Origin of the sequence: Limnohabitans sp. Hippo4 (assembly GCF_003063605.1) — a bacterium.
Taxonomy (GTDB): domain Bacteria; phylum Pseudomonadota; class Gammaproteobacteria; order Burkholderiales; family Burkholderiaceae_C; genus Limnohabitans_A.
Genome location: NZ_NESE01000002.1, coordinates 721,957 through 735,353 on the forward strand (window position 1 = coordinate 721,957; position 13,397 = coordinate 735,353).

The 13,397-nt window shown below is 52.9% G+C and carries 10 protein-coding genes; 3 read left to right on the plus strand and 7 right to left on the minus strand.

All coding sequences use genetic code 11. The features are described from left to right. Nucleotide 1: 1 nt before the first annotated feature. Nucleotides 2-1,720: an NADH-ubiquinone oxidoreductase-F iron-sulfur binding region domain-containing protein gene (locus tag B9Z46_RS08825; protein ID WP_108255657.1), complete on the plus strand. Its 1,719-nt coding sequence runs from the start codon at nucleotides 2-4 to the stop codon at nucleotides 1,718-1,720. Then, the gene (gene fdhF / locus B9Z46_RS08830; protein WP_108255659.1) at nucleotides 1,717-4,512 is read left to right on the plus strand and encodes a formate dehydrogenase subunit alpha; all 2,796 of its coding nucleotides are present in this window, start codon (nucleotides 1,717-1,719) and stop codon (nucleotides 4,510-4,512) included. Before B9Z46_RS08825 ends, fdhF begins: the two co-directional genes overlap by 4 nt. Before the next feature lie 286 nt (nucleotides 4,513-4,798). Here fdhF and B9Z46_RS08835 read toward each other — a convergent pair whose 3' ends face one another. The 7 genes from B9Z46_RS08835 to B9Z46_RS08865 form a co-directional block, all read right to left on the minus strand. Beyond that, nucleotides 4,799-5,578 (minus strand): SDR family oxidoreductase, encoded by a 780-nt coding sequence (locus B9Z46_RS08835; protein WP_108255661.1) that lies wholly within the window; start codon nucleotides 5,576-5,578, stop codon nucleotides 4,799-4,801. 1 nt (nucleotide 5,579) lies between these two features. Continuing rightward, nucleotides 5,580-6,962, minus strand: a complete 1,383-nt coding sequence (locus B9Z46_RS08840; protein ID WP_108255663.1) for a 3-hydroxyacyl-CoA dehydrogenase — start codon at nucleotides 6,960-6,962, stop codon at nucleotides 5,580-5,582. Next, complete coding sequence (locus tag B9Z46_RS08845; RefSeq protein ID WP_108255874.1) at nucleotides 6,962-7,783, minus strand: crotonase/enoyl-CoA hydratase family protein; 822 nt, start codon at nucleotides 7,781-7,783, stop codon at nucleotides 6,962-6,964. The genes B9Z46_RS08840 and B9Z46_RS08845 overlap by 1 nt, the downstream gene beginning before the upstream one ends. Nucleotides 7,784-7,797: 14 nt before the next feature. Then, a complete protein-coding gene (locus B9Z46_RS08850) occupies nucleotides 7,798-8,715 on the minus strand; it encodes a tripartite tricarboxylate transporter substrate-binding protein (RefSeq protein ID WP_158268420.1) in 918 nt (305 codons plus the stop codon). An 86-nt stretch (nucleotides 8,716-8,801) separates the two neighbouring features. Further along, nucleotides 8,802-10,028, minus strand: coding sequence for a Rieske 2Fe-2S domain-containing protein (locus tag B9Z46_RS08855; RefSeq protein WP_108255667.1), 1,227 nt, complete (start codon nucleotides 10,026-10,028; stop codon nucleotides 8,802-8,804). Nucleotides 10,029-10,044: 16 nt separating this feature from the next. Further along, on the minus strand, nucleotides 10,045-10,428 hold the full coding sequence (locus B9Z46_RS08860) for a RidA family protein (RefSeq protein ID WP_108255669.1): 384 nt from the start codon (nucleotides 10,426-10,428) through the stop codon (nucleotides 10,045-10,047). Then, entirely contained in the window at nucleotides 10,425-11,141 is a 717-nt protein-coding gene (locus tag B9Z46_RS08865) for a GntR family transcriptional regulator (protein WP_108255671.1), read from the minus strand. Before B9Z46_RS08865 ends, B9Z46_RS08860 begins: the two co-directional genes overlap by 4 nt. Before the next feature lie 86 nt (nucleotides 11,142-11,227). Here B9Z46_RS08865 and B9Z46_RS08870 point away from each other — a divergent pair, with 86 nt between their 5' ends. Next, nucleotides 11,228-13,396, plus strand: coding sequence for an acetate--CoA ligase family protein (locus B9Z46_RS08870; RefSeq protein WP_233245955.1), 2,169 nt, complete (start codon nucleotides 11,228-11,230; stop codon nucleotides 13,394-13,396). Nucleotide 13,397: the final 1 nt, after the last annotated feature.

The window sequence follows — 13,397 nt, forward strand, 5'->3', positions numbered from 1 at the left end:
GATGGCGAACGCTACCCACATTGATCTGGACCAGGTTCGCCAGCAACTGCGCCAACCTCGAGCTCAACTCAAAGGCCGCCAGACCACTGACGAAATTCGTGCTCAAGTGCGTGACTTGATTGGACAACCCCCTGCAGACGGTCATCGCAAGGATCTACTGATCGAGCACCTGCATGTTCTGAACGACCACTTCAGTGGTCTGTTCGAGCGGCACATCGTGGCATTGGCGGCAGAGATGTGCTTGCCTGTGGTCGAGGTATTTGAAGTTGCTTCGTTTTATCACCACTTTGAGATCCTGAAGGACGAAGAAGTAGCCGCTTCCCTAACCGTACGGGTTTGTGATAGCGTGAGCTGCAGTCTGGCAGGCAGCGACAGTTTGCTGAGCCATTTGCAAAAAGACTTGTCAGGGGTGAAAGTGGTGCCTGTGCCCTGCCTGGGCCGCTGCGAGCAGGCCCCAGCCGCGCAAGTGGGCCAGCAGGCCGTGGCGCATGCGACCTTGGACGCTGTGGTTCAACGTGTAGTCCACAAGCAGACCACCCCTAATCCCTTGCCCAATGCAATTCGCATGATGGCTTACCTTGAAGCTGGAGGCTATCAGTTGGTGCGCCAAGTGGCCTTGGGTGAGCGCGAGGCCGAGTCTGTGATCCAAGTGCTTGAGCATTCTGGCCTTCGCGGTTTGGGAGGGGCAGGATTCCCATCCGGACGCAAATGGCGCATTGTGCGCAGCCAGCCTTCGCCGCGCCTGATGGCAGTCAACATCGATGAAGGCGAACCGGGGACCTTTAAGGATCGCACCTTGCTTGAAAGTGATCCCCATCGCTTTCTGGAAGGTGTACTTTTGGCGGCCAATGTGGTGGGCGTTGATGCGGTTTATATCTACTTGCGCGACGAGTACCATGAGGCGCGTGTTTTGCTTTCCGAAGAACTGGCTGCCCTGCGCGCCAACCCTCCTTGTGCATTGCCCAACATTGAACTGCGTCGTGGCGCGGGGGCCTACATCTGCGGCGAAGAGTCAGCCATGATCGAAAGCATTGAAGGCAAGCGTGGCGAGCCGCGACTGCGTCCACCCTACATCGCTGAAGTCGGGCTATTTGGACGCCCCACGCTGGAGCACAATTTCGAGACGCTGTACTGGATTCGTGAATTGCTGGAGCAGGGAGCCGAGAGCTTTTTATCGCGCGGCCGCCATGGCCGCCAAGGACTGCGCCGCTTCAGTGTGAGCGGTCGCGTCAAGCACCCTGGCGTCAAGCTTGCGCCCGCAGGCATCACCTTGCGCGAGCTAGTACATGAGTACTGCGGTGGCATGGCCGAGGGCCACACTCTTTACGCTTATTTGCCCGGAGGTGCGAGCGGCGGCATCTTGCCCGAGCGCCTGGCCGATGTACCGCTGGACTTTGACACCTTGCAGCCGTACGGCTGCTTCATCGGATCGGCTGCCGTGATTGTGCTGAGTGAATCGGATACCGCCCGTGAGTCAGCGTTGAACGTGATGCGGTTTTTTGCACACGAGAGCTGCGGGCAGTGCACGCCTTGCCGCGTTGGCACCGACAAGGCGGCGCAACTCATGGCCGACAACGTATGGGACGCTGACACCCTCAATGATTTGGCGCAGGTCATGGGCGATGCGTCCATTTGTGGCCTGGGTCAGGCCGCGCCGAATCCGATCCGATGTGTATTGAAGTATTTCCCGCATGAAGTGGCTGAGGCGGTGAAGGCATGAGCACCATCGAATTCACTCTCAATGGTCAAAGCGTTGAAGCACCTGTTGGCAAAAGTATCTTTAACATTGCAAAGGACCTCGGCATCGCTATCCCTCACTTGTGTCACCAGGAAGGTCTAGCACCTGCCGGCAACTGTCGCGCATGCGTGGTTGAAGTTGCTGGTGAACGCACGCTGGCCCCCAGCTGCTGCCGCAGCGCTACGCCCGGCATGAATGTCCAGACAAACAGCGAGCGTGCCGTCAAGAGCCAGAAGATGGTGCTCGAGATGCTGCTAGCCGACCTTCCCAAGCAGGGCCACAAATGGCTCGATGACCGCGTTGAAGCTCCGCACGGAGAACTGAGTCGATGGGCCGAGCATCTCGATGTGCAAGTGCGCCCCGCATTGGCAGATTTGTGCCGTAACACCGTCCCGGCAGACCTGTCGCACCCAGCCATGGCCGTAAATCTAGACGCATGCATCCAGTGCAATCGCTGCGAGCGCGCTTGTCGCGACCTGCAGGTCAACGATGTCATCGGCATGGCATTTCGGGGTGCACGCACTCAGGTGGTGTTCGACCTGGCTGACCCGATGGGTAGCAGCAGCTGTGTGGGCTGTGGTGAATGTGTGCAGGCTTGCCCGACGGGCGCACTTATGCCCAAGAGCCACATGGGCTTGCAAAAGGTGGACCGTGAAGTCAATTCGGTGTGTCCGTTTTGTGGTGTAGGTTGCCTTGTCACTTACCAGGTGCGTGATGAAAAAATCATCAGTGTTAAAGGCCGTGGAGGGCCTGCCAACGAAGGGCGTTTGTGCGTCAAGGGCCGTTTCGGCATGGACTACATCCACAGTACGGACCGTATCACAAAGCCCCTTATCCGCAAGCCGAACGTGGCAAAGGATCTGAGCTTGATCGATGACTACACTGATTGGCGCGAGGTGTTCCGCGAAGCTACTTGGGAGGAGGCACTTGAATTGGCATCGCAGCCGCTCAATGCCTTGCGCCAACAGCACGGCCCCAAGTCGCTAGCCGGCTTCGGCTCGGCCAAAGGCAGCAACGAAGAAGCCTATCTGTTCCAGAAGCTTGTGCGTACCGGGTTTGGCAGCAACAACGTGGACCATTGCACCCGTCTGTGCCATGCGTCCAGCGTGGCAGCATTGCTTGAAGGGGTGGGCTCGGGAGCCGTAAGCAATCCAGTGCGTGACGTAGAGCACTCTGACCTTATCATCGTGATCGGCTCCAACCCCACTGCTAACCATCCGGTTGCCGCAACTTGGATGAAGAACGCTGCCAAACGCGGCACTCGCATCGTGCTCGCCGATCCGCGTATCACCGACATCGCACGGCATACCTGGCGCAATTTGCAATTCAAGGCCGACACGGACGTAGCCTTGCTGAATGCTATGCTGCACGTCATCGTTACCGAGAACCTGTGCGACGAGACCTTTTTGCTTGAGCGTGCCGACAACGTGGCCGAACTCAAGGCCCATGTACAGGCCTTCACGCCCGAGGCAATGAGCGCAGTCTGCGGCATTTCGGCCGAGACCATTCGCGAAGTGGCCCGAGCCTATGCCAATGCCAAGGCCGCCATGATTTTGTGGGGCATGGGCGTAAGTCAACATGTGCATGGCACCGACAATGTGCGCTGCCTGATCGCGCTGGCCAGTATCACCGGCCAGATTGGCCGCCCCGGCACTGGTTTGCACCCGTTGCGAGGCCAAAATAACGTACAGGGTGCGAGCGACGCAGGCCTAATTCCGATGATGTACCCCAATTACCAGCTCGTTACCGACAAGGCGGCTCAAGACTGGTTCGAAAAATTTTGGGACACTAAGCTAGATGATCAGCCCGGTTACACCGTGGTCGAAATCATGCACAAGGCGCTGGCCCCAGAAAGTGATCCGCACAAGGTGCGTGGCATGTACATCATGGGTGAGAACCCAGCCATGAGTGACCCGGATCTGAACCACGCCCGTCACGCGTTGGCCAGCTTGCAGCACTTGGTGGTGCAAGACATCTTCTTGACCGAGACTGCCTGGCTAGCTGATGTTGTGTTGCCTGCCAGTACCTGGCCCGAGAAAACCGGCACCGTCAGCAACACTGACCGTACCGTACAGATGGGCCGTCAGGCCGTGCAGCCGCCGGGAGATGCAAAGCCAGACCTTTGGATCATCCAGCAAATAGCTGCTCGTATGGGCCTTCATTGGGACTACGCTGGAGAGCACTACGGCGTTGCTGCGGTTTACGAAGAAATGCGCCAGACCATGGCCCCTGCGATTGGAGGCATCGACTGGGCACGTCTGAATGCAGGATCGGTCACCTATCCTTGCGTGAGTGCCGAAGACACTGGTCAGCCCATTGTCTTTCGCGATCACTTTCCCACCGCCGATGGGCGGGTGAAACTGGTGCCTGCCGATTTGATCCCCGCAGCGGAGCGGCCTGATGCAGAGTATCCATTTGTCCTAATAACCGGTCGCCAGCTCGAGCATTGGCACACCGGCAGCATGACGCGTCGTGCATCGGTACTCGATGCCTTGGAGCCAGCTGCCACCGCTTCCATGCACGGTAGCGACCTGCAGCGTCTAGGGCTTCGGGCCGGGGACTGGGTCCGGATCCAGTCCCGCCGCGGACAGGTGCAGCTGTTGGTTAGGCAAGATGATGGCATGCCACTTGACTCTGTGTTCATCCCCTTTGCCTACCGTGAAGCTGCGGCTAACTTACTGACCAACGCGGCAATGGACCCGTTTGGCAAGATCCCGGAATTCAAATACTGCGCGGTCCAAATCCATAAAACAGTTACGTCAAATAATGCTTGATTTATGTTGTTTTCAAGCCAAAAAATACGACCAGTGCAATTACCTGTGCAATTGGATGTTTTGCTAATTTTTTATGTTGTGTCCACCTAAGGACGCCTCGGTAACTCTGGACTCTTAAGCAGTGTCCAGATTCTGAACGTCAATCTGTTAACCCTGACTTCAGAAATTTAAATCGATGTTTATTGGCCTATTCTGAGTTACTTGCGAATCATTGACTATCTAATTCAATCTGTTCTTTGCAATTTATTAAATTTCGCATGAAAATCAAATAATCAGCAGATCTAATTTAGATTAAACCAATGTAGGAGCCGCCGTCCAACTGGAGATTTTGTCCGGTCATGAACCCCGCTTTTGCTGAGCAGATAAACGCACAGGCTTGACCAAACTCTTCGGGTTGACCAAGTCGATTAGCTGGCAAAGTAGCTGCGATTTTTGCTCTGGCTTGATCACGTGTGATACCTTCCTGTTGCATCATGCGTTTGGCCATAAATTCTTGACGGGGGGTATCAAAACGTTCGGGCAGTAGGTTGTTGATGGTGACGTTATCAACGATGCAGTCTCTAGCCAAAGCCTTGGACATGGCCGTTAACGCAGTGCGCGCTGCAGCTGATAAGCCCATCTCGGGATGCGGGCTTTTGACCATGGCCGATGTGATGTTGACGATACGGCCAAACTTGCGCTCACGCATGCTTGGGATGACTGCTCGCATGAGTAACGCGCCAGGAAAGAAATTGCGCTCCAGCGCATGCATCCAAGCAGCTTCATCCCAACTCTCGAGTTTGCTGGGTGGCGGGCCAATGTTATTGTTGATCAAAATATCAGGCTCTGGGCAGGCTGCCAAAAGCAAAGTACGCCCTTCGTTGGTATTGATATCTGCGGCGATTGCTTTGACAGACATTTGATGAGCTGATCCTAATTGTTTTGCAATCCGCTCAGTTCTCTCGGCATCTCGGCCATTGATGAATACTTCACAACCCTCGCGCAAGAGTGCCTCAGCGCAGGCAAAGCCTAGACCTTGTGTGCTGGCGCAGACGATGGCCTTGCGACCAGCGATGCCTAAGTCCATGTCAACCTCCCGTCGGTTTAGTTACATGCGAACATGCATGTTCCGCATCCCATTGCATGAAACTTTTCCCCTCGTGCACCAACTGTCGCAACAGCGGCGCTGGCGTCCACCAAAAGCCCATCTCATCATGAAATCGCTCAATATCAGCGAGCACGCTTTTTAAACCAATTTTGTCAGCCAGATACAGAGGCCCACCTTGCTCTTTTGGAAAACCATAGCCAGTGAGACACACGGTGTCTATGTCTGAGGCGCGAAGTGCAATGCCAGCCTCAAGCAAACGTGCGCCTTCATTGATCATGCCGTATAGGCAGCGTTTGAGGATTTCTTCCGGCGTGAAATGTTTTCGCTCACGACCTAGACGGGCCGATTCGCCCACAATCCAAGATTCAAACTCTGGATCGCGTTGAGGTTTGCGATCTCCGTCGTCGTATCGATACCAGCCTTTGCCATCTTTCTGGCCACGCCTGCCCATGTCGGTGAGCGTAAGAGTCAAATCGCTCCAACGTCGATCCGTAGCTCGGCTTTCGATCATTGCTTTCTTGGTTTGATAACCGACATCATTGCCGGCCATATCTTGCACCGCGAGTACGCCCATCGCATAGCCAAAGCGCGTCAGTACTCCATCGACCTCATGTGGAAGTGCTCCGTCTTCAATCAAGAAATGAGCTTCACGGGTGTAATGTCGAAACATTGCATTGCCGATGAAGCCGGGATAAACCCTTGAGAGGACTGCTGTTTTGCCCATGCGTCGCCCCAAATCCATCAACGTCGTAATTACATCTGGTGAGGTTGCATCGGAACGCACCACTTCCAATAGCCGCATCACATGGGCAGGGCTGAAAAAATGTGCTCCCACCACATCTTGCGGTCGCTTTGTTGCGTCACCAATCGCATTGACATCTAAACCCGAAGTGTTGGTTGCTAAGATGGCGCCTTGCTTGGCAAGGGCATCGATCTTGGAAAACAAATCTTTTTTAAGCTGGATATCTTCGAAGACTGCTTCGATAAAGAGATCAGCCCCAGCTGCTGCTTGCCAATCTAATGTTGGCAAAATCAAGGCCATGCGATCTTGAAATTGTTGCGTTGTTAGTTTACCCCGTTTGACAGATACAGAATAGTTATCCTGTATTTTTGATATACCGCGGTCGAGACTCGCTTTGTCAGTGTCGATCAGATGAACGGCTATGCCGATATTAGCCAAAGACATCGCAATGCCACCACCCATCGTGCCAGCACCAATCACAGCCGCGCTTTGTATCTTTCGCAAATGTCTATTCGCTGAAATGTCAGGGATTTGAAATGACAAATAGGCTGCTTGCGCTGCATATTGCGCAGCAGCTTCAATCTCTTGCGAAGAGGGTGTAGAGAAGAAATTGAAACTCATTAGGATACTTTGTTGGTGTAGCTTCTATTTGGATCTTGCAAAGGCGAAGCTTTACCTTCTACGAATTGCCGTAGACGTTGCTCCACTTCAGGAGGACGAGCCATAGCCGAATTAAGTTGCTCCACAAAGAGTCCATCGTCATGGCTCATGTCCTGCACACGCGGAAGCACTTGAATGATTTTCCAATTCGTCTCAATCGTGTTTTGAGCAATGCGCTCGGCTAGCTCTTTGGCCTTAGCAACAGCTTGGCCAGCAGGCGTGATGTATCGAACGATGTGTTCCGTCAATCCCTCTTGTGCACTGAGCAAACGCCCCGTAAGCATCAAATCCATCATGACAGTTGTACCAATGATGCGTTGAATGCGCACTGTGCCGCCGCCGCCCACAAAGATACCGCGTTGTCCCTCAGGCAAACCAAAAAATGCTGTCTCATCGCACACGCGCAAATGCGCAGCACTCGCCAACTCCAACCCGCCGCCAACTACCGCACCATGAAGTGCTGCCACAAATGGAATTGGGCCCCTTGCAATTTGATCAAACACTTCATGCCAGTTATGACGACGACGCTTGCGGGATTGCTTGATTTCTCCCGTCGCGCGTTTGAGTGCTTCTGCCAAATCCAAGCCAGCACTGAAATTGCTGCCATGTCCAAACAAAACAGCCACATTGGCTTCCTCATGTGCCCGCAAAACCGCGCTGCGCAATTGATTAATGACCTCTTCAGAAATTGCATTACGTTTTTCGACACGATTGAGGCCAATCAAGGCGACAGTACCCGACAGCTCATATGTGACCAATTGTTCAAAGTGAGAGTTGCTCATAAAAAATTCCATGCTTACTCTGGTTTGTAGTCAGAGGTTTTGATAATCGGCTGCCAATACGCAATTTCTTCGCGAAGCATCTGTTGCATCTCTTGACCATTGCGATATTGGGGCTGCACGGCAAGATGGGTCATCATGTGTTGTCGCACCTCAGGCAGAGACAACACTTTTTGTAATGCAGCTTGCATCCGCAAAATTTCAGTTTGAGGCGCTCTGGGTGGCGCCCACATGCCTGTCCAAGCATTGCCGCTGGTGATATTGAAACCCTGTTCGGCAAAGGTTGGAATTTCTGGCATCAATTCGCTACGTTGAGAGGTGAAAATACCAATGAGTTTGACTCTGCCATCGCGATGTTGACGAATGAAATCTGACCCCAGCGTGACCCCAAAGGGAATGTGCCCGCCAAGCAAATCGGTCAGCATCGGCGTAGTGCCGCGATACGGCGTGTGATTCATGTCAAGTCCTGCTTGCTTTGCAAAAGCTTGGCCAAGAAAATGATTTTGTCCACCCGCTCCGGGCGAACCAAAGCTCGCGCTGCCTTTAGCTCTGGTCCAATCGACCAGCTGTTTGATATTCGTCACGCCTGTATGCAAGCTTGCGCCCATGCCAATCGGATAATTGACCAATGCCGCAACGGGAGTCCAATCGCGAAGTACATCCCATTTGATTTGATGTCCGAAGACCAAGGTTTGAAAGGTTGGTGTAGCGTTAGGCGCGATCATGTAAGTCAAACCATCAGGTGGCGCAGCCACCATCGCATCGGCCGCTAATCGACCGCCCACACCGATCTTGGGATCAATGATGACGGCTTGTCCAAGCGCCTCACGCAAGCGATCGGCAATGGTTCGAGCGATCAAGTCAGTGCCCCCGCCGGGCGGAAAGCCCATCAAGATTTTGATGAGGGGTTTCTCTTGCGCATGTATAGCTGGCATGCTGATAGAAGAAGCAAGAACAGCCGATGTTTGAATTGCTTTTCTGCGATTGAGTAGAGGATTCATTATTTTCCTAATGATCAAACTCAGAGTTCTCGCCAATTTTGATCAGCTTCTAAAACAGCACCAATGGATTGGATTTGCTTGTAGTCCAACTGCTCGTGATTGGGCGCTATAGGTGCTTTATTTGTCACATATTCTTGCGCTGCTCTCATCAGCTGGCGGCGAACACGAATCAGTGCTCCGTCGGCTGGACAAAGCTGCTCATCGGTACGATCATGAATCGGCCCTTGGCTTAAGAACATCGCAAAATCTTCAGTACCCAAATGCTGTGGGAAACCTGTTGCATGGCCACGACGCATGAGATCGCGGTTTTGTCCCCAATTGTTGCTTTCGTTACCTGGTGGTAGCGGTGGGAAGTTCCAAATATCAGGGCTTGCCGACATATTGGTCATTCCCAGTGGACGGTGCATGTTGTAGTGAACAAACCAAGCACGATGTGTTACGTCATCAATGGGTGTACTAAAGAAAACGGTTGCTGGCCCTTGCTCATGTGGGGCGCAAATAATGCCATACCATGGCATGACGAAATTGTTAACCCTTGCATAGGTTTTTCCATCACCCACTTTGCGCAGCGCAGCATAGCGAAAGCCATAAGGTGTTTCAATGAACTCTAAGGTTGCAGCCGCGTTTTTGCTCATCAACTGCCGCAAATTGCCAGCTCCAGCTGATATTTCTGTGGTGGATTCATGCAGGACGCTGACATGTGATGTGTCCATGCTCGCTTCTACTGCCTGTACCCAGTTCGTGGGAACTTCAACACTGGTGACTGAGCGCTGGTTATCGGGTAAGGCAGTGAAGGGTAGCTCAGGGAATTTAGGCGGCGTATCGCCTTTCCCAAACCAAGCCCAAACTATACCGCCACGCTCAACGGCGAGGTATTTGTTGACGCGCAAATTTTTACAAAATGATTCGCTGTCACCCGGATGGTTTGGCGCATCAATCACTTCGCCTTTGGTGTTGTATTTCCAACCGTGAAAAATGCATCGCAAGCCGTTGCCATCATTTTTAGCCAGAGCCAACGAAGCCTTGCGATGCAGACACTTTGCATCCACGACGCCAACGCTGCCATCGGTCGATCGAAAGGCGACAAAGTCCTGACCGAGCAGACGTATGTTGTAGGGTTTGCCATCAGCTTCGAGCAGTCGTGCTGGAACGCAAGGGAACCAGTGATATTGCCGCAGCATTTGCCCCATGGGTGCATCATTCTCAACGCGAGTTAGCAAATCGTTTTGTTCGCGAGTGAAAGCCATTGTCAAACTCCTTCAATCAAACATTCACGTAAGCAATGACTTCAATCTGAATCAACATGCCATGCTGCAAGTCGTAGTTGCTGATATGCCGTGCAGGTCGATCATTCGCATCGGGATACATCGCGAGCCATTGTTCATTGATAGCGCCTCTTAGGCTGTCATCTTTCAGATAAATCGTCAACTTGACCACATGTTCTGTCCCAGCCCCGGCTTCCTTCAAAAAGGCAAGCAGGTTGGAAAAAATATTCTTGACTTGCTCAGAGCCGTCGGCGGGTAGAGCGCCAGTTGTGCGGTTTTTGCCATTCAAAGCTGAAGAGCAAATTAGCGGTCCTATTCGCGCACCCATAGGAATTGGCGCACTGCCATGAGATAAACCGGGAACTTCGATGGAGCGCTTCATGGGGACTCACTTTCAAAATAATGGGGCGGCACTTTTGCCAAAAACTCTGAAAATCCACTCGAACCGCTGGGCACATGTTCAGCCATTGCCAGCGCAGCAGCGTTTTCATCGCCATCACAAATGGCTTGGGTCACACGTTCGTGATCTAGCATGGATTTAGCCACTTGCGCTCGGCTTTGGAAATCGCGCGATCTATAACGCTGAATCAAGCGGTGCGAACGACGCAATTGTTGGGTGAGGTATTGATTGCGACTAATTGAAAAAATCACTTCGTGAAATGAAATATTGGCCATTGCATATTCACCCACACCCAGATTCTGGGCATCGCGGCAGCGCTGCAAGGCTTCTTGGAGTTGTGTACGAGAAACATCATCGACCCGGCGCGCCGCCAATCGAGCTGCAAAGGATTCAAGCTCGCCTAGCACCTCCATCAGCCCTCGTATTTCACTGATCGAAAAACGCGCGACCATTGCACCTTGGCGTGGCGTGAGCTTGACCAAGTCTTTGGCAGCAAGTTGTTGCAAGGCTTCGCGTACGGGTGTGCGCGAGACACCAAATCGCTCGGCTAAGCCCCTTTCGTCCAGAGGGTTGCCCGGTGGCAATTGGCCGCTTTCTATTTCTTCTTGCAACGTCTCGCGAATGCTTTTAGAGGCACCAACAGGCAGGGTCTGCGTGGCTTCCGAATTGAGGGGTAGGGATGTTTTGTCTTCCATTTTTTAATTATGGCATACTTTGAATATGTTTTGGTATGCCAAAACATGCAATAATGGATGCAATTAATTTCAAAAAATATTTTCATATGACAGTTTTGCAACAAATTGCAACGGCTAAGTCGGTTGTCATCGTTGGCGCGTCTGCTGATTCGCGCGCTTTGGGTGGATTTGTCCTGGCCAACTTGACGGCGTTTGGCTACGGTGGCGCAGTACATTTGGTGAGCCGCAGCAGCGCGCAGATCAATGGCAAGGCATGCGTGGATCAAATCGCCAAGCTACCGTTGGGCATCGATTTGGCGGTCTTGGCGATTCCAGAAGCAGGCGTGTTGGATGCGATCACGCAATTAGGAGAACGCCAATGTCATGCTGCGGTTTTGTTTGCTTCGGGTTATGCTGAAACGGGTGAAGATGGTCTGGAGCGCCAGCGCGTTTTGCAGGCAGCAGCAAAAAACGCTGGTATACGGGTTATTGGCCCCAATTGCATGGGCTTTACGAATTTCTCTACAAAACTGGCGCTGACTTTTGAGCCATTGTCGGAAAGCTATTTTGAGGCTGCCAATCAATTAGCGCCGAGCGGTATAGCCGTGATTGCACAAAGCGGTGCCATGGCAGCAGGATTGCGCGATGCCTTGCTTGGTCGCGGGCTATTGCCACAAATGGTCTTCTCTACCGGAAACGAAGTCGATATTCAAGTGGAGGACGCGATTGAGCACAGCTTGGCTGATGACAATATTCGTGTGGTCTGTGTATATGCCGAGCAAATTCGTTCACCCCAGCGTTTTTTGCAGCTCGCTCAGGAAGCTGTCAAGCGCAGCAAACCCATCACCTTGCTCATGCCTGGCAAAAGCGCTCGCGCCGCAGCCGCAGCTGCGTCACACACGGGTGCATTGGCTGGTGATCATGCAGTTGCATCTGCACTTCTGCGAGCACATGCTGTGGCGTTGGTGGATTCACTTGATGAATTGATCGATACAACGGCAATTTTGGCTCGCTATCCTGCGCCACCAATTGGCGGGGTGGCCTTCATGACGGGCTCAGGTGCTGTGAAAAATATTGCGCTTGACATGGCCGATAGCGTGGGTTTGCCACTACCTGAATTACAGGCAAAGACTGTGAACCAGTTGCGCGACAAACTACCCTCTTTCGCCGTGGCCGAGAATCCGCTGGACTACACCACCATTGGCTTTCGCCAGCCGGGTTTGATCGGTGAAATTGTGCATACCATGCTGTCTGATATGGGCGTATCGAGCTTGGTACTGGCCATTCCAGCTGGGCCTGTGATGGCACAGAGAGACAAAGCAGACCACATCTTGCCTGCCTTGGCTGCGGCCATTAAGCCGGTTGTTTTGATCATCAACGGAGACGATGGGCCAATAGAGCCTTTCTTCATCGAGGCGATTCGTGCCTCTCGCGTGCCCTTTTTCCGTAGTACAGACCGTGCCTTGCGTGCCCTTGGCTGTGTTTGCGCCTATGCCCAAGCTACACAGGCTCTGCGCCAACGAGGGCAAGCTACAAAGCAGCATGCAGTTTTAATTGCGCTGCCTGAGCCAGTCAAACCGCTGGTGAAAGGTATACACCCTGAATATGCTGGCAAAGCATGGTTTAAGGCTCTGGATTTAAGTGTTCCAGCGGGATTTCTGGCACAGAATACAAGCGAAGCACTGTTAATTGCAAAGCAGATTGGATATCCGGTGGTGATCAAAGCGCAGGCCAGCGCTTTGCCTCACAAGAGTGAAGCGGGTGGCGTGATCGTCAATGTGAAAGATGAAGATGCGCTAATCATTGCTTGGCAAAAACTGCATGATAACGTGGCGAGCTTTGCCAAAGCCAACGGGATGCAACTGCAGCTTGACGGTGTGCTCGTTGAAGCAATGGGCACACAAGGTTTGGAGCTGGTTGTAGGAGCCAAACGAGATGTTGCTTGGGGGCCGGTGATGATGGTGGGCTTGGGTGGCGTTTGGATTGAAGCCCTGCACGATGTCCGATTGTTTGCACCAACACTCACGGAAGACGAAATCATCTCCGAATTACATCAGCTTAAAGCAGCAGCGGTGTTGCGCGGCATGCGTGGGCAGAGCGCAGTGGACTTCAGGGCGATTGCACAGGTCGTGAAGTGCTTGGCTGAGCAAATGCTTGTAAACGAAGATCTGATGGAGATCGACGTCAACCCCTTGATTGTTTACCCCGTGAGCATCAGTGCGAATTCGAAATCGTCTGTTCTCGCCCTAGATGCTTTGATTTCCGTGAAATCTTAAA

Excerpts from the sequence above, each read along its gene's own strand:
- B9Z46_RS08825 (WP_108255657.1), top strand. The coding sequence starts at position 2 with ATGGCGAACGCTACCCACATTGATCTGGACCAGGTTCGCCAGCAACTG.
- fdhF (WP_108255659.1), top strand. The coding sequence starts at position 1,717 with ATGAGCACCATCGAATTCACTCTCAATGGTCAAAGCGTTGAAGCACCT.
- B9Z46_RS08835 (WP_108255661.1), bottom strand. The coding sequence starts at position 5,578 with ATGGACTTAGGCATCGCTGGTCGCAAGGCCATCGTCTGCGCCAGCACA.
- B9Z46_RS08840 (WP_108255663.1), bottom strand. The coding sequence starts at position 6,962 with ATGAGTTTCAATTTCTTCTCTACACCCTCTTCGCAAGAGATTGAAGCT.
- B9Z46_RS08845 (WP_108255874.1), bottom strand. The coding sequence starts at position 7,783 with ATGAGCAACTCTCACTTTGAACAATTGGTCACATATGAGCTGTCGGGT.
- B9Z46_RS08850 (WP_158268420.1), bottom strand. The coding sequence starts at position 8,715 with ATGCCAGCTATACATGCGCAAGAGAAACCCCTCATCAAAATCTTGATG.
- B9Z46_RS08855 (WP_108255667.1), bottom strand. The coding sequence starts at position 10,028 with ATGGCTTTCACTCGCGAACAAAACGATTTGCTAACTCGCGTTGAGAAT.
- B9Z46_RS08860 (WP_108255669.1), bottom strand. The coding sequence starts at position 10,428 with ATGAAGCGCTCCATCGAAGTTCCCGGTTTATCTCATGGCAGTGCGCCA.
- B9Z46_RS08865 (WP_108255671.1), bottom strand. The coding sequence starts at position 11,141 with ATGGAAGACAAAACATCCCTACCCCTCAATTCGGAAGCCACGCAGACC.
- B9Z46_RS08870 (WP_233245955.1), top strand. The coding sequence starts at position 11,228 with ATGACAGTTTTGCAACAAATTGCAACGGCTAAGTCGGTTGTCATCGTT.